The organism is Vibrio kanaloae (assembly GCF_024347535.1).
In the GTDB taxonomy this organism is placed as follows: Bacteria; Pseudomonadota; Gammaproteobacteria; order Enterobacterales; family Vibrionaceae; genus Vibrio; species Vibrio kanaloae.
The window spans coordinates 2,564,891-2,581,182 of record NZ_AP025497.1 but is presented as its reverse complement, the minus strand read 5'-3'; the positions used below and the strand labels follow the sequence as shown (position 1 = coordinate 2,581,182).

Annotated in this window: 13 protein-coding genes; 10 read left to right on the top strand and 3 right to left on the bottom strand. The window is 45.0% G+C overall.

The genetic code is table 11. The features are described from left to right. Positions 1 to 581: 581 nt before the first annotated feature. Together OCV24_RS11685 and yaaA are read left to right on the top strand one after the other, a co-directional pair. Entirely contained in the window at positions 582 to 2,009 is a 1,428-nt protein-coding gene (locus tag OCV24_RS11685) for an alanine/glycine:cation symporter family protein (RefSeq protein WP_032547896.1), read from the top strand. A 208-nt stretch (positions 2,010 to 2,217) separates the two neighbouring features. Continuing rightward, positions 2,218 to 2,994, top strand: coding sequence for a peroxide stress protein YaaA (gene yaaA, locus OCV24_RS11680; protein ID WP_102507244.1), 777 nt, complete (start codon positions 2,218 to 2,220; stop codon positions 2,992 to 2,994). Between the two features lie 122 nt (positions 2,995 to 3,116). Here yaaA and srmB read toward each other — a convergent pair whose 3' ends face one another. Together srmB and OCV24_RS11670 are read right to left on the bottom strand one after the other, a co-directional pair. Next, complete coding sequence (srmB, locus tag OCV24_RS11675) at positions 3,117 to 4,382, bottom strand: ATP-dependent RNA helicase SrmB (protein ID WP_017056106.1); 1,266 nt, start codon at positions 4,380 to 4,382, stop codon at positions 3,117 to 3,119. Between the two features lie 107 nt (positions 4,383 to 4,489). Further along, positions 4,490 to 5,218, bottom strand: a complete 729-nt coding sequence (locus OCV24_RS11670; protein WP_046223902.1) for a tRNA1(Val) (adenine(37)-N6)-methyltransferase — start codon at positions 5,216 to 5,218, stop codon at positions 4,490 to 4,492. A gap of 314 nt (positions 5,219 to 5,532) precedes the next feature. Here OCV24_RS11670 and brnQ point away from each other — a divergent pair, with 314 nt between their 5' ends. After that, positions 5,533 to 6,846 carry a branched-chain amino acid transport system II carrier protein gene (gene brnQ / locus OCV24_RS11665; RefSeq protein ID WP_017056108.1) on the top strand — a complete coding sequence of 438 codons (1,314 nt, stop codon included), beginning with the start codon at positions 5,533 to 5,535 and terminating at the stop codon, positions 6,844 to 6,846. Positions 6,847 to 6,963: 117 nt separating this feature from the next. Here the strand turns inward: brnQ and fldB are convergent, their stop codons facing one another. Next, complete coding sequence (fldB, locus tag OCV24_RS11660; protein ID WP_046223903.1) at positions 6,964 to 7,485, bottom strand: flavodoxin FldB; 522 nt, start codon at positions 7,483 to 7,485, stop codon at positions 6,964 to 6,966. Between the two features lie 150 nt (positions 7,486 to 7,635). On the opposite strand from fldB, the gene xerD reads away from it, so the two are divergent. From xerD to OCV24_RS11625, 7 genes are all read left to right on the top strand, one after another. Further along, positions 7,636 to 8,550 carry a site-specific tyrosine recombinase XerD gene (gene xerD, locus OCV24_RS11655; RefSeq protein ID WP_150878627.1) on the top strand — a complete coding sequence of 305 codons (915 nt, stop codon included), beginning with the start codon at positions 7,636 to 7,638 and terminating at the stop codon, positions 8,548 to 8,550. A gap of 26 nt (positions 8,551 to 8,576) precedes the next feature. Further along, positions 8,577 to 9,356 (top strand): thioredoxin fold domain-containing protein, encoded by a 780-nt coding sequence (locus OCV24_RS11650; RefSeq protein WP_150878625.1) that lies wholly within the window; start codon positions 8,577 to 8,579, stop codon positions 9,354 to 9,356. A gap of 80 nt (positions 9,357 to 9,436) precedes the next feature. Further along, positions 9,437 to 11,173 (top strand): single-stranded-DNA-specific exonuclease RecJ, encoded by a 1,737-nt coding sequence (recJ, locus tag OCV24_RS11645; RefSeq protein ID WP_046223906.1) that lies wholly within the window; start codon positions 9,437 to 9,439, stop codon positions 11,171 to 11,173. Positions 11,174 to 11,409: 236 nt separating this feature from the next. Then, a protein-coding gene (gene prfB, locus OCV24_RS11640; protein WP_100208942.1) for a peptide chain release factor 2 occupies positions 11,410 to 12,508 on the top strand; the annotation gives its coding sequence in 2 pieces (ribosomal slippage) (positions 11,410 to 11,484 and positions 11,486 to 12,508; 1,098 coding nt in all). 81 nt (positions 12,509 to 12,589) lie between these two features. After that, positions 12,590 to 14,122, top strand: coding sequence for a lysine--tRNA ligase (gene lysS / locus OCV24_RS11635; protein ID WP_017056113.1), 1,533 nt, complete (start codon positions 12,590 to 12,592; stop codon positions 14,120 to 14,122). 272 nt (positions 14,123 to 14,394) lie between these two features. After that, positions 14,395 to 15,729 (top strand): cyclic-di-GMP-binding transcriptional regulator VpsR, encoded by a 1,335-nt coding sequence (gene vpsR, locus OCV24_RS11630; RefSeq protein WP_146441185.1) that lies wholly within the window; start codon positions 14,395 to 14,397, stop codon positions 15,727 to 15,729. A 336-nt stretch (positions 15,730 to 16,065) separates the two neighbouring features. Beyond that, positions 16,066 to 16,188: a hypothetical protein gene (locus OCV24_RS11625; RefSeq protein WP_258954150.1), complete on the top strand. Its 123-nt coding sequence runs from the start codon at positions 16,066 to 16,068 to the stop codon at positions 16,186 to 16,188. Positions 16,189 to 16,292 lie beyond the last annotated feature (104 nt).

Here is a 16,292-nt window from a genome sequence, read left to right as displayed (position 1 = left end):
CTCACACATTGTGGTGACTTTTTTGTACAAAAAACAAGCAAACAAACTTAGGTAAACGATTAAATTAAGGGGGGAGGAATGTTAATTCATTGTGCGAAAGGAATAACACTCTAACCACAATGCATTCAGCTGCGTACAGTATTGTGTAGGATGGGTATCTCGTTGCCCGAGAAAAAAACGCAGATCTTCACTATACCTTGTAAAACCTAGGCTCGCGCATTTTTATAGGATGCTGTTCTCGTTTTGATTGAGCTGTGGTTTTTGTTGATATTATGTCCCGATAATGTGACTTTTGTTTGGCGAAATTGTTGAGGTTTGTGTTAACGAAAGGTGTATTATTAGTGAAATGTCATTCTTGTATGGGTTTAATTTCATATTGATTTTTAGCCCGTCTCGCTGCATTATCCGCCCGTCAAAAAATACACTGATACGTAAAATGGATGCATGAAGCGACATTTACAATCTAGATCGCAGCAAATAAATCAAAAACTAATGCCGACACAACTATTGACACTGGCATAGGTGATCTAGAGGAAGGCTCGGAAGCAAGATCAGTGCTTAAACTCAATTACGAGGTTCACGTGACAGACTTAATCAATTTGATGAACGATCTCCTTTGGGGATCTATCTTAGTTTACTTACTGGTTGGTGTGGGGATCTACTTCACGATACGACTAGGCTTCATTCAATTCCGCCATTTCGGCCACATGTTCTCTGTACTAAGAAACAGCCGTAAAGCAGACAGTGCTGGTATCTCTTCTTTCCAAGCTCTTTGTACTAGTCTCGCTGCTCGTGTTGGTACGGGTAATATGGCGGGTGTTGCTGTAGCGCTCACCGCTGGTGGCCCTGGTGCTATCTTCTGGATGTGGCTAATCGCAATGCTAGGTATGGCAACATCGTTTGCGGAAAGTACACTTGCACAGCTATACAAAACGCGTGATAACGACGGTAACTACCGCGGCGGACCTGCATACTACATGGAGAAAGGCCTAGGCATGCGTTGGATGGGGGTTCTATTCTCTATCTTCCTAATCATTGCATTTGGTCTTGTATTCAACGCGGTTCAAGCAAACGCGATTGCAAGCGCAATGAACACGGCATTCGACCTTGAGCGTAGTTACGTTGGTGTTGGTATCGTAATTATCTCGGCATTCGTTATCTTCGGTGGTATCCGTAAGATTGCGCGTACTGCAGAAATCATTGTTCCAATCATGGCATTGGCTTACCTATTGATCGCAATGTACGTGATGTTCGCGAACATCGAGAAACTGCCTGAAGTACTGGCTCTTATCTTCAAGAGTGCATTCGGTCTGCAAGAAGCTGCGGCGGGTGGCCTAGGTTACGCAATCGCACAAGCAATGATTAACGGCATCAAACGTGGTTTGTTTTCGAACGAAGCCGGTATGGGTTCTGCGCCAAACGCAGCAGCTTCTGCTACGCCTTACCCACCGCACCCTGCATCACAAGGTTATGTGCAAATGCTAGGTGTGTTTATGGATACTATTGTTATTTGTTCCGCAACCGTATCAATTATCTTAATGTCTGGTGAGTATGTACCACACGGTGAAGTTACGGGTATCGAGCTAACGCAACGTGCACTAACGGCGCAAGTTGGCGAATGGGGCGGTGTCTTTGTGGCGGTAGCGATTTTCTTCTTCGCTTTCACTTCAATCATTGCAAACTACTCGTACGCTGAAACGAACCTTATCTTCCTAGAGCACAACAACAAGAAAGGCCTAGTGCTGTTCCGTATTGTTGTATTAGGTATGGTTATGTTCGGTTCTCTCGCGACACTGCCAACGGTATGGGCACTGGCTGACGTATCGATGGGCCTAATGGCGATTGTTAACTTGGTGGCGATTATCCTGTTGTCAGGCATCGTGATTAAGCTAGCGAAAGACTACAACCGCCAACTCGACGCGGGTAAAGTACCGACATTCGATTCGAATGATTTCCCTGAGCTTAAATCTCAACTGGAAGACGGTATTTGGGATAACAACAAGAAATAATATTGTTGGGGCACTAAACCGCTCACCCTAAAATGATTAGAAAGGCTAAGGTTTCGACCTTAGCCTTTTTCTTTATCTGCCATTTGTCTCATTTTGTCTATCAAAGCTAATTCTCTCTATCGAAGTAATAGGAAGAGTCATAAAGACAAGTTGATGTTTTTTCTATACTCTAGCAGCATCCAGTTAGATAACCGATTAGGGTAAAGTTATGTTAGTTGTCGTTTCTCCAGCCAAAACACTTGATTACGAATCACCATTAGCGACGGAGCGCTTCAGCCAGCCAGAGTTTGTTGAACACTCTGCCGAGTTGATTGAAGAGTGCCGTAAGCTGACGCCAGCAGATATTTCAGCATTGATGAAAGTCAGCGATAAAATCGCAGGGTTGAACGTAGCGCGTTTTGAGCAGTGGAGTGAGACCTTTACCCAAGATAACGCACGCCAAGCAATCCTAGCCTTTAAGGGTGATGTATACACTGGCCTAGACGCTGAAACGCTATCGGATGAAGATTTTGACTACGCACAAAACCACCTGCGCATGCTTTCTGGGTTATATGGCTTGCTTAAGCCGCTCGATTTGATGCAGCCATACCGCCTAGAGATGGGGACACGCTTAGCGAATGCTCGTGGTACTAACTTGTACCAGTTCTGGGGAAATATCATCACAGACAAGCTGAATGAGGCGCTGAATGCTCAAGGCGACAATGTGTTGATCAACCTAGCGTCGAATGAATACTTTAAAGCCGTGAAGCCGAAGAACCTAGATGGCCAAGTGATTACACCGGTATTCAAAGACTGCAAGAACGGCCAATACAAGGTCATCAGTTTTTACGCAAAGAAAGCACGTGGCATGATGGCTCGCTACATTATCGAAAACAAAGTGGACTCAGTCGAAGCGCTGACCAAGTTCGATACCGCGGGTTACTATTTCGTTGAAGAAGAGTCGAACGCGAAAGAGCTTGTATTTAAGCGTGAAGAGCAAAACTAGACGTTATTGATTAAAGGCAGTCACGCTGTACGGCGAGATACCATCCAGATAGAGAAAAGCCCCATGCAGCGAACTGCATAGGGCTTTTTGTTGAATCATTTAGAAGTTAACAAATGCTCAGATTACTTGTTTTTTACCGCTTTCTTTTTCTTAGCGATTTTCTTCTTCTTCGCGATCTTCTGTTTCTCTACCGCTTTCTTATCTTCTTTCTTTGGTTTCTTTTTCTTCGTTACGGCTGCTTTCTTATGTGTTGGACGCATGCCTTCAACAAAGCGTTCCTTGATTGCTTCGTCAGTGTAACGAGCCACACGTTCAATCATCAGTTGATCGTGCGCTTCGATGATAGAAACCGCGTTGCCTTTCTTACCAGCACGAGCGGTACGGCCAATACGGTGAAGGTAGACGTCAGCCGTGCGAGGCATATCGTAATTGATTACGTGGCTTACGTCGGGAAGGTCGATACCACGAGCAGCAACGTCAGTCGCTAGCAGTACGTTGACAGAACCGTCACGGAAACGAGCAATCGCATTGTTACGACGGTCTTGAGGCATTTCGCCTTGGATCCATGCACATGGGATTTGCGCACTTTCAAGTTGAGCTCGTAGATCACCTAGGCGATCACGCGTCTTCAAGAACACGATGCTGCGTTCAGCTTCCTTGGTAATGATGTGTTTTAGCAATTCAAGTTTGTGTTCTGCTGTGTCAGCACGGTGATACCACTGAGTGATCTTCTTGCGCTCACGAAGTGATGATTTCGCATCGATCTCCGCTGGGTTCTTCAGTAGATCTTCAGTGAAGCCTTCAACACCTTTACCTTCTAGTGTTGCTGAGAAAAGTAAAGTTTGTTTACGCCAGCGACACTCTGCAGACAGACGGTCAACAACAGGACCAAAGCCCATATCTAACATGCGATCGGCTTCATCTAAGATTAGCCATTCGATAGCACGACAGTCAAAGCGCTCTGCTTCGATGTATTCCATCAGGCGACCTGGAGTTGCAACTACGATGTCTTGCGTTGTGCCAAGGATATCAGCGTGCTCTTGGTACATTACACCACCGGTGATGGTGAAGATGTTTAGTGCCGTATACTTTGCTAGCTCACGAGCTTGCTCAGTGATTTGCATTGCCAGTTCACGAGTTGGTGTCAGGATAAGCATACGGGCAGGACCCGCTTTTTTACGAGGGAAATCCTGTAAGTACTGTAGCGCAGGCAGAACAAATGATGCTGTTTTACCAGTGCCTGTTGGCGCAGAAGCCAAAACGTCTTTTCCATCTAACGCTTGTGGGATCGCTTCAGCTTGTATCTGTGTTGGGCGTTCGTAGCCCATTTCGTCAATTGCTTTTAGCAGCTCTTGGTTTAGATCGAGTTCTGCAAAGGTTCTGATCACTGTTGTTTCTCCACAAGCAATAAATGTTTCTGCCTCAAAAAGCAGACGATAAAAAAGAGTAGTCGGACATTATAGAAGCATTAGTGATTAGGATCACATGGTATTTGCTACATCTTGAGATAAAAATCTTTAGTAAGTGCAATAAATGCGGCGCTATAACCACCTTGATGATGAATTGTCAGCGATTCACGCTGCAAATCTTGCTCGCAAACAGGATCTTTAGATAACTCAAACAAGATTCGGCTCGCAGTTTTTTTGTCTGTTGTTTTCACATCAAGACGTTTTGCTAAGTGCCAGCCACATTGTTGGGCAAGTTTGATGAAGCCTTCCCCTTCTGGTGTTGGCAGGATAAAGCTGGCGGTTGCTGACTCTGTCGTTATATCGAAACAACGATTGGCCAGTTGAAGATGATCCAAGCTGTCACTGTGTCTAGCCGTGGCCCTTTGGCTTTGTTGTGCCTGTGCTCCAGAGTTGAAGTAGGGTGGGTTACATATGATGGCATCGAACTGTTGCGGAAAATCTGTCGTTAAAATACTGCCGTGATGAAGGCAAATACGATCTTGCCAAGGCGACTGTTCAATATTGATGGCCGCGGCATGGATCGCGTGCTGATCAATATCAATGGCTGAGATTGAGGCCTCTGGGAAACGTTGTGCAACCATTAAAGCCAATAACCCTGTCCCTGTCCCTATATCGAGTACGGATGTTTTTTTCGCAAGGTTAACCCATGCTCCGAGTAATACGCCATCGGTGCTGACAGGCATACCGCTTTGTCCACCGTAAATAGAGAATTGTTTAAAATTGAAGCTTTTGGTTTCTACTATTTTATCTTTCATGAATGTTCTGGCTATCGATATATTTTAAGTGATTGGCTCTGATGTTAGTCAATTGTATAAGTAAATGTTCTGTATGATTGAATGTTGTTAAAATTTATGGTTAGTTTATAATTATGTCTATTTTTCTATATCCAGTGGAATCCACTGCTTTTTGTTTGAATATGCAAATTTATATGGTGTTTTTTTATGGTGACTTGCAGCTAGCCAAGTGTTTCGTCATTATGCGCGACTATTTTATAGATTGATTGACAGCCTCAGGCTGTAACATTCATGTAAGCACAACACAAATTCATAAATATAATTAAGGATTATCTGTGAAACAGAGTCTTAAACTAACAGATGTATTAGCATTGGGCTTTATGCTTTTTGCGTTTTTCTTGGGTGCGGGTAACATCATCTTCCCACCTCTAGCTGGCCAATTAGCCGGTGATCACTTCCTTCCAGCGATGTCTGGTTTTCTGCTGACTGCCGTTGGTCTGCCGTTAATCACTATCGTTGCTGTTGCAGTGGCGGGTGGTTCTTGGGGGCACTTAACAAAAGATCTTCCTAAGCAAGCTGCGACTATCATGGCTGTGCTGATCTTTATTATTATTGGCCCAGCATTTGCTGCACCTCGTACCGGCCTTGTTGCCTATGAGATGGCGGTGAAACCGTTCTTCATCGATGCATCTCAAGCTCACCTTACTCTCTTTTCTATTGCATTTTTTGTCGTTACGATCTTCTTCTCATGGTCGCAAGGGAAGCTAATTGACGTGATTGGCAAGGTACTAACACCAGCGTTATTCGTTGGTTTGGTTATACTAGCCGTTGCTGTGTTTGTTAACCCTCAGGGTGATATTCTTGCTGCTCATGGTGAGTACATTACGCAGCCACTAACCAAAGGGTTCCTTGAAGGCTACAACACCATGGATACTTTTGCTTCTTTGATGTTTGGTATGTTGATTGTTGAGGCTATTCGTAGCAAAGGTATTACTGATCGTACGGCAACAACTAAGTATTTAATTAGCGCAGGTTGCATCGCGGCTGCTGGCCTAGCCTTTGTTTATATCTCTTTGTTTTTCTTGGGTGCCACAAGTGCAACAGTCGCTGCGGGTGTAGACAATGGCGGCGCTATCTTAAGCCTTTATGTTCAATCGTTGTTTGGTCCTTCTGGTCAGCTAGTGCTTTCTGTGATCGTACTATTGGCGTGTCTAACAACAGCGATTGGTCTTGTATCAGCATGTTCTGATTACTTCAGCTCGCTAACGCCTCTGCCTTATAAGACTTGGGTGATCATTAATGGTGTGGCTTGTGCAACGGTAGCGAATGTGGGTCTTTCTCAACTGATTTCCCTATCGGTACCTGTGCTATTTGCACTTTACCCAGTAGCCATTGCCTTGGTAGCGCTGACGTTCCTGCGTAGTCGCTTCCCTAACCCAAAAGTGGCTTACCGCGTAGTGGTATTAGTGTCACTGCTGTTCGCTCTTATCGATGGTGCTAAGGTTGCGGGTATCGATGTATCAGCACTAGACATAATGCCATTGTTCGATATCGGTATGGGTTGGTTGCTACCAACGACAGCGGCAATCATCTGTATGTTCTTCGTTGGCAAGTCAACAGAACAAGAAATGGCAGAAGAAACGGTTTAATCTTTCCGTTGAGATTATCGACATGACATAGAAAAGGCCTCATTACTTCGCAGTAATGAGGCCTTTTTGTATTCTGCTTCATCTTACATGAGCAGGTGTTTGAGAGCGTATGTGTGCTTATAGCTTTTCGCTGTACTCAACCAGAACTTGTTCTACCCAAGTTGCGATACGTTCGTCGCTCAGTTCGTACTGTGAATCTTCATCGAGAGCTAAGCCTACGAATTGTGATTGGTCTTCCGTTAACGCTTTAGACGCTTCGAATTCGTAGCTGTTATCGTTTGGCCAGAAGCCAACAAACTCTGCACCGGCGGTTTTCAGTTCGTCATGCAAGAGCCCCATCGCATCTAAGAACCATTCGCCGTAACCTTCTTGGTCACCCAAACCAAACAGTGCCACAACTTTGCCTTTAACTGGCGTTGTTGCTATGTCGTCCCACAGTTCATTCCAATCTTCTTGAATTTCACCGAAGTCCCACGTTGAAATACCGAGCAGCAGAAGGTCGTAGTCAGCCATCAATGAAAGTGGGCTTTCTTTCACGTTATGGATATCAACTAGGTCTTCACCAATAATGCCGCGAATCTTTTCTGCTGCCATTTCTGTGTAGCAGGTGGTTGAGCCGTAAAATAATCCAATTTTCATAGCAAACGTTCGATTTTAATTTCAGATGGCGAATTCTAACCATAAATCGACTTCGATTGCAGCGATTATCCGCCCAAGTCGTAATTTTTATGGCATTCATATTTGCTCTGGCATACTCTCAAAACAGTTTCCAACATTGTGAGTAACACTATGCAGTCGCCTCAAGGGCAGAGCGCAGACCACGGTCTCGTTGAGCAGTTTTTAGATGCTATGTGGATGGAGCGAGGGTTATCTGAGAATACGCTTGTTTCATATCGTACTGATTTGTCCAAACTACTGACCTGGATGGAAAAGAACAACTACCGCCTCGATTTTATTAGCCTTTCAGGGTTGCAGGATTATCAAGGCTGGTTAGCCGACGCTGATTTTAAGCAGACTTCTCGTGCACGTATGTTGTCGGCAATTCGTCGCCTGTTTCAATACTTACACCGCGAGAAAATCAGAGCGGATGACCCAAGCGCCTTGTTGATCAGTCCTAAGCTGCCACAGCGCTTACCAAAAGATTTGAGCGAAGAACAAGTGGATGCCTTACTCGATGCGCCGGATCCGAACGATCCTATCGAGCTTCGCGATAAAGCCATGCTTGAGTTACTCTATGCCACTGGTTTACGTGTGACGGAACTTGTTAGCTTGACGATGGAAAACATCAGCCTAAGACAAGGCGTGGTACGTGTTATTGGTAAGGGCGGTAAAGAGCGCTTGGTGCCAATGGGCGAAAATGCAGTGGATTGGATCGAGACGTTTATTGAACAAGGTCGCTCTCAGCTGCTTGGTGAAAAGAGCTCCGACGTCGTTTTTCCGAGTAAGCGTGCTAAGCAAATGACCCGACAAACGTTCTGGTATCGTATTAAGCATTATTCGGTTATCGCTGGTATCGATACTGACTTGTTGTCACCGCACGTGTTAAGACACGCTTTTGCGACGCATTTACTGAACTATGGTGCCGATCTCAGGGTCGTACAGATGTTGCTTGGGCATAGTGACTTATCGACAACCCAAATTTATACTCACGTGGCGACCGAAAGGCTGAAGCAAATTCACGCTCAGCATCATCCACGTGCTTAAATCCATTTATTTTTAAGGTGAACTTAATGAGCGTATTACGCCGTCTTCCTCTATTAGCGCTTCCTCTTATGATTACTGCATGTAATGCATCAGAAGCGAAAGTAGAACCAACATCAACAGTCGTAGAAGCTGCTTCAGCTCAAGCTATTGATACTGCTGCGTTAACGAAGCGCTTTGAAAAAATCGGTATTAAGGTCGATAAGATTGTTCCTTCGGATATCGATGGCCTGTTAGAAGTTCAAACCAATAGCGGCGTTATCTTCTCTTCTCCAGAGGGCGATCACTTTCTAGCCGGCACACTTTACTCTTTGGATGACAACGGTAAGTTCAGCGATGTTTTGGCTGAGCGTCAAGCGCCGCTGAATGCTGAAAAAGTCGCGGCGATGTCGGATACGGTTATCGAATATAAAGCGGATAACGAAAAGCACGTTGTGACTGTGTTTACTGATATTACGTGTGGCTACTGTGTTCGTCTACACAGCCAAATTCAGGGCTACAACGATCTGGGTATCACTGTTCGTTACATGGCTTACCCACGCCAAGGTGCGACAGGACAAGTTGCCGATCAAATGGCAGCAATTTGGGCTTCAGATGATCCAAAAACAGCGATGCATGACGCTAAAGTAAACCGTCAAATGCCTGCATCTGGTAAAGATCTAGCAGAGCAAAAGCAGATCATCGTGAAACAATACCAACTAGGCCGTGAGCTTGGTATCAATGGTACGCCAGCTATCGTATTAGAAAGCGGTGAGTTGGTGAGTGGTTACTTACCGCCAGCACAACTTCTTCAGCGTTTAGAGCAATAATCTCGTTTTTTGTATCGCCAATTTATCTTCCATGTTTTTGATTTAAGGAGTGGCCTGATTGATATCGGGCCCATTTTTATATGATAGAGATCCAACGCCGCCCTGAGGTCGACATTTCAGTCTTACCTGCTCACTTACCTGACTTGTTAAAGCGCATTTATGTGAGTCGCGGAATCGACAGTGCCGACCAACTAGAGACAGCAGCGAAAGGCTTGCACTCTTATCAAAAACTGGGCGGCATTGATGCTGCGGTTGAGCTGTTGTTCAACGCTATTCAGCAGCAAAAACGCATCATCATTGTCGGTGACTTTGATGCCGATGGCGCGACGAGTTCTGCGTTATCAGTGCTTGCTCTTCGTATGTTGGGCAGCTCTAACGTCGATTATCTGGTACCAAACCGTTTTGAAGATGGTTATGGCTTGAGCCCTGAGGTTGTCGAACAGGCAATCGAGCTTGGCGCTGAAGTGATCATGACGGTCGATAACGGTGTCTCTTCGATTGAAGGTGTGCGTTTTGCCAAAGAGAAAGGACTAGAAGTTCTGGTTACCGATCACCACTTGCCGGGCAATGAACTGCCAATGGTCGATGCGATGGTTAACCCAAACCTTGAGAGTTGTGCTTTTCCTTCGAAAGCCCTAGCGGGTGTTGGCGTCGCTTTTTACCTGATGATGGCACTGTGTGTTCACATGCGTAAGCTGAATTGGTTTGCAGAGCGTGGCATGACCGAGCCTAAGCTGATGGAGTTGATTGACCTTGTGGCGCTAGGCACCGTAGCCGACGTGGTGCCACTCGATGAGAACAACCGAATCTTGGTCCATCAAGGTTTGCAACGTATTCGTGCGGGTAAAGCTCGTCCGGGCATTCAAGCCTTGATCGAAATTGCCAAGCGAGACGCTAAGCGATTAGTCGCCTCTGATTTTGGTTTTGCACTCGGCCCTCGTATTAACGCAGCTGGCCGGTTGGATGATATGTCTTTTGGTGTTGAGCTGCTAATGAGCAACAACATCCATGCGGCGCGCCGAATGGCGAGTGAGTTAGATGGCTTGAACCAAACCCGTAAAGAGATCGAAGAGGGTATGAAGCAAGAAGCGATGGCTTTTTGTGAGCGCCTTGAATTTGGTAAAGACGACCTGCCTTCTGGTTTAGCCCTGTTCCAACGTGATTGGCACCAAGGTGTGATTGGTATCTTGGCTTCGCGTATCAAAGACAAATACCACCGCCCTGTGATTGCGTTTGCAGATGGCGGCGAAGGGAGTATTAAAGGCTCTTGTCGTTCAATTCCGGGATTGCACATGCGTGATGCTTTGGACCGTATCGACACTCAAAACCCAGGCTTGATTCTTAAGTTTGGTGGCCACGCAATGGCGGCTGGCTTAACCATCATGGAAAAGGACTTTGAACGCTTCAGTCAGCTGTTTAACGATGTCGTGAAGAATGAGCTTGGAGAAACAGCCCTTAAAGGTATTATCTTGTCTGATGGTGAGTTGTTACCTGAAGAGTTTTCTATGCACACCGCTGAAACACTGCGTGCTGGTGGCCCGTGGGGACAAGCGTTCCCTGAGCCAATCTTTGATGGCGAGTTTAAAGTGCTGCACCAAAAGCTGGTGGGTGAGAAGCACCTTAAATTGATGTTAGAACCGTTGTACAAAGGCCACCCAACCAACGTAATGATCGATGGTATTGCTTTCAATGTTGATTTACGTCGCTGGCCCGATGCTTCGGTGAAAACCGTTCACCTTGCATTTAAGCTCGATATTAACGAATTTCGTGGCAACCAATCGTTGCAGCTGATGATTGATCATATCGAAGCCAAATAGTTCTTTTTAGGCTCAACAATTCTCATCATATAGCGCCAAATTCAACAAGCTCTATTCAAAAACAGGGCTTGTTCTCTTTCCTTCCCTTACAAATTTTACGTGTTTTTTCTGCCTGTCAATTTTATATCCCATTAAGTTATTGAATCTTGGTTCACCGCTCTAAAAAATTCTGTATCTCCGTCACACTTTTGAGTACAATTCTTCGGTTAAATTCTACTCATAAATGATGAGCTAAAATGTTTGAAATCAATCCTATAAAAAACCGTCTGCAGGATGTGTCTGAGCGCACAAATATCCTGAGGGGGTATCTTTGACTATGACGCTAAGAAAGAGCGTCTAGAAGAAGTAAACGCAGAATTAGAACAACCGGATGTATGGAACGAACCTGAGCGTGCTCAAGCGCTAGGTAAAGAACGTTCTGCATTGGAAGCGGTAGTAGAAACGATCGACCAACTTGACCAAGGTGTTGAGGATGTTGATGGCCTATTAGAGCTTGCGGTTGAAGAAGAAGATCAAGAAACGTTCGATGAGATTGAACCAGAACTGGCCGAGCTAGAAGCTAAGCTAGAGAAGCTGGAATTCCGTCGTATGTTCTCTGGTGATCACGATGCATCAGATTGCTACATCGATCTGCAGTCAGGCTCGGGCGGTACAGAAGCTCAAGACTGGACTTCAATGATGTTGCGTATGTACTTACGTTGGGCAGATTCGAAAGGCTTCAAGACTGAAGTTATCGAAGTGTCGGATGGTGATGTTGCTGGCCTTAAAGGCGCAACGGTACGTATTTCTGGTGAGTATGCTTACGGTTGGTTACGCACAGAGACTGGTGTTCACCGTCTAGTTCGTAAGTCACCATTTGATTCAAGTGGTCGTCGTCATACTTCATTTGCCTCTGCGTTTATCTATCCTGAGATTGATGACAACATTACGATCGACATTAATCCTTCTGACCTACGTATTGACGTATACCGTGCCTCTGGCGCTGGTGGTCAGCACGTAAACACCACGGAATCGGCGGTACGTATTACTCACGTTCCGACCAACACAGTGGTTCAGTGTCAGAATGACCGTTCGCAGCATAAGAACAAAGATCAAGCGATGAAGCAGCTACGTGCTAAGCTTTTTGAGCTTGAGATTCAAAAACAAAATGCTGAAAAACAAGCGAGCGAAGAGACGAAATCAGACATCGGTTGGGGCAGTCAGATCCGCTCTTACGTACTGGATGATTCTCGTATCAAAGATTTACGCACCGGCATCGAAAACCGTAATACTCAAGCGGTTCTTGACGGTGACTTAGACAAATTTATTGAAGCTAGCCTGAAATCAGGCCTGTAAACTTACCAAGTATATTTGTAAAAATGCCTATATTTGCAAAAGATATAGCGGTCCAAATTTTAAAAGCAAGGTACATCTCTAATGACTGATGCTGTTCAAAACGAAAACGTACAAGAAGCTTCTTCACCTGAAGAAAATAAACTCATTGCTGAGCGCCGTAGCAAGCTGGATCATATCCGCCAAAACTGCAAAGCAAATGGTCACCCAAATGATTTCCGTCGTGAGCACCTAGCTGGCGATCTTCAAGTGGAATTCGGTGAGAAGACTAAGGAAGAGCTAGAAGAGCTTAACCACATCGTTGCGATCGCTGGTCGTGTTATGGCGAAGCGTGGTCCATTCCTTGCGATTCAAGAAACTTCTGGTCGTATCCAAGCATACGCAGCGAAAGACGTACAAAAAGTACTGAAAGAGAAGTACCAAGGCCTAGATATCGGTGACATCATCGGTGTTAAAGGGGCGCTTCACAAATCGGGTAAAGGCGACCTTTACGTAAACATGGAAGAGTTTGAGCTGCTGACTAAAGCACTTCGCCCTCTACCAGAGAAGTTCCACGGTCTAACTGACCAAGAGATGCGTTACCGTCAGCGTTACGTTGACCTAATCGTGAACGAAGATTCTCGCAATGCATTCATCGTGCGTTCTAAGCTTGTATCTTCAATCCGTAACTTCATGAGTGCTAAAGGCTACCTAGAAGTTGAAACGCCAATGATGCATGTGATCCCGGGTGGCGCAACTGCACGTCCATTTATTACTCACCACAATGCACTAGACATCGACATGTACCTACGTGTTGCACCAGAGCTTTACCTTAAGCGTCTAGTCGTTGGTGGTTTTGACCGCGTATTCGAGATCAACCGCAACTTCCGTAACGAAGGTCTGTCTCCACGTCACAACCCAGAATTCACAATGATGGAATTCTACCAAGCTTACTCTGACTACAAAGATCTAATGGATCTAACTGAAGAGATGTTAAGCACGGCAGCAATGGATGTTCTTGGTTCTACTTCTATGCCTTACGGTGACGAAACGGTTGAGTTCGGTGGCACTTACGCTCGCATGAGCATGTTCGATGCAATCAAACACTACAACCCTGAGCACGCTGAGATTCAAGCGCTAACAGAAGCAGATCTACAAGACCGTGAGAAGATGGTCGCTATCGCTAAATCTGTACACGTAGACGTAGAAACGTTCTGGACATGTGGTCAGCTTCTTGAAGAAATCTTTGGTGAAACGGCTGAGCCTCAGTTAATTCAACCAACGTTCATCACTGGCTACCCAGCGGACATCTCTCCTCTAGCACGTCGTAGCGATGACAACCCATTCTTCACAGACCGCTTTGAGTTCTTCATCGGTGGCCGTGAAGTAGCGAACGGTTTCTCTGAACTTAACGATGCACAAGATCAAGACGAACGTTTCAAAGCGCAAGTTAACGCGAAAGACGCGGGTGATGACGAAGCTATGTACTACGATGCAGACTACATTACTGCACTAGAGCACGGTCTACCGCCAACAGCGGGTCAAGGTATCGGTATCGACCGTCTAGCAATGCTATTTACAAACACGCACACAATCCGTGACGTGATCTTGTTCCCGGCAATGCGTCCACAAGCGTAATTTTTGCTTACTGGCCGTAGCAGCCCATCCCATTAAAAAGCCACCTTCGGGTGGCTTTTTCTGTTTTTGGGCTTCAAAACCTAGCCTGTACCGCACTCTTGATTCGAATAATCATTATTTCTTGCGTAGTCTTACTATTGAGACGAAAAATCTAAGATAGTTCTCACTACTATACATATCGGCGCTGAATATGATCTCGTGGCACTTCGTAGAATTAAGAATCATGGAACTCGTATTAGCCAAACTTAAATAAAATAGAATAAGGAAGAAGGATGGGAACTCAATTTAAGATGGATTCCTTACCAGGTTCTCTTATCGTTGTTGGTGGTGCATACGAACCTTGGTTATCTGTATTAGAACAAGTGGGTTGGCAATGCACTCAGTGTGCGGATTTACGAAAAGCCGATGCCTTGATTGCTGACATTGGCCCATGCATTGGTATTGTGGATCTTAGCCACGATGAGTTCAGTCTTAACGGTATTGCTAACCTTGTGAGTAATAACAAACAGGTGAGGTGGCTCGCTTTTATTCGTGAATCACAATTAAGCTCTGATACGATCTGCCAATTTATCGTTAACTTCTGTATCGACTTTTTCACGGCGCCAATCCCTGATGCTCAGCTATTGAGTACCATTGGCCACCAATTAGGAATGCTCAAACTTGAGCAGAAAGTATGGCCAAACTACGGTATTAACAACAATATGGGCTTGCTAGGCGACTCTGTGGCGGTGAAGCGATTGAGAGACCAAGTAAAGCGCATTGGGCCGACTGATGTCAGTATCTTAATTTATGGCGAGAGTGGGGCTGGTAAAGAGACGATTGCTCGTTCTATTCACCAAAACTCGTCGCGCGCGCAGAAACCATTTTTAGCGGTTAACTGTCGTGCCTTGTCTGAAATGAGAATAGAAGCCGAGGTGTTTGGTATTTCAACACAGCCAGCGACAACGCCATGCATGCTAGAAGAAGCCGATGGCGGAACCATCTTACTTAATGATGTTATAGCGATGCCACGCAATCAACAATTGAACCTGCTGCGCTTTCTACAAGAAGGTAAGATAGAAACCGCGAACGGACCAAAATCTGTCGATGTACGCATTCTTGCTGCGAACTCTTCTGATATCGAAAAAGCGTTAATTGAAGGGGACTTTAATGAAGAACTCTATCATTACATTAATGTTCTGCGGATCCATGTTCCGAGCCTGAAAGAGCGTATGAGTGATATTGCTGTACTGGCGAATCATTTCTTACGTGAGTACTCGAAAGAATTTAATGCTCAGGCGAAGAGCTTTTCTGAGGATGCGGTGCGCTCCATGAGTCGCTACCACTGGCCTGGTAACGTTCGCGAATTGATGAATCAGATAAAGCGTGTTGTTCTGATGTCAGATGCGGTGATCATTGAAGATCACCATCTTGATTTACCTAAACAAAATGATGAACGCCGCAGCTTGAAAAGCATTCGTGAGCGTTCAGAGCGTGATGCATTGCTGATTGTATTGGAGTCTTATGGTGGACAAGTTTCGTTGGCGGCTAAGGAGCTTGGAGTATCACGAGCGACGATGTACCGCTTGCTGAACAAACACAGCCTAATTTCTGAAGGGGTTGCTTAGACTCTGTTCTAAATGATTTTATTCAGTCAACGTAAATTAAAGGCCACGTATCTACGTGGCTTTTTTGTTTCTGAAGAATAGTCCGTTGTTTTCTAGTTCGACCCTAAGAGAGATATGCTGTGATTTTATATAATCATAGTGAATATGTTATATGTAAATAAATATGCAACTGATATTTCAGGCGAATACATTGTTTTAAAAATGTTAACCAATTAGCGGTTGAATAATATACTCACTTGGTTAGACTTTAACCGTCAAAGCAACGATTTAACAAAGACTTGTCTGCTTTTACTATCCCATTTCTTTTTGGATTTTTTAGTTAGTTTGGAGGCGCAAATGAAACATTTCGATTTTATACAGCATATTTGCGCATCGTTTGATCCGTGTACTGACATGGTGACTGATATGTCACACACATCAGCCATGGCCGATCGAAACACCCAAGATAAACCTAACTAATAGATCCGTACCCTTATTTGGCTGCGGAAAAATAGCAGCTAAGTGAGAAGCCCTCATACGATCTAACACGCTATTTTTCCTCAGTTGATCCAACAACTGGAGAG

Bases quoted from the DNA above. Each gene is read 5' to 3' on its own strand.
- OCV24_RS11625 (WP_258954150.1), top strand. From the start codon at position 16,066: ATGAAACATTTCGATTTTATACAGCATATTTGCGCATCGTTTGATCCG.
- OCV24_RS11670 (WP_046223902.1), bottom strand. From the start codon at position 5,218: ATGAAAGATAAAATAGTAGAAACCAAAAGCTTCAATTTTAAACAATTC.
- recJ (WP_046223906.1), top strand. From the start codon at position 9,437: ATGATAGAGATCCAACGCCGCCCTGAGGTCGACATTTCAGTCTTACCT.
- yaaA (WP_102507244.1), top strand. From the start codon at position 2,218: ATGTTAGTTGTCGTTTCTCCAGCCAAAACACTTGATTACGAATCACCA.
- xerD (WP_150878627.1), top strand. From the start codon at position 7,636: ATGCAGTCGCCTCAAGGGCAGAGCGCAGACCACGGTCTCGTTGAGCAG.
- lysS (WP_017056113.1), top strand. From the start codon at position 12,590: ATGACTGATGCTGTTCAAAACGAAAACGTACAAGAAGCTTCTTCACCT.
- vpsR (WP_146441185.1), top strand. From the start codon at position 14,395: ATGGGAACTCAATTTAAGATGGATTCCTTACCAGGTTCTCTTATCGTT.
- fldB (WP_046223903.1), bottom strand. From the start codon at position 7,485: ATGAAAATTGGATTATTTTACGGCTCAACCACCTGCTACACAGAAATG.
- OCV24_RS11650 (WP_150878625.1), top strand. From the start codon at position 8,577: ATGAGCGTATTACGCCGTCTTCCTCTATTAGCGCTTCCTCTTATGATT.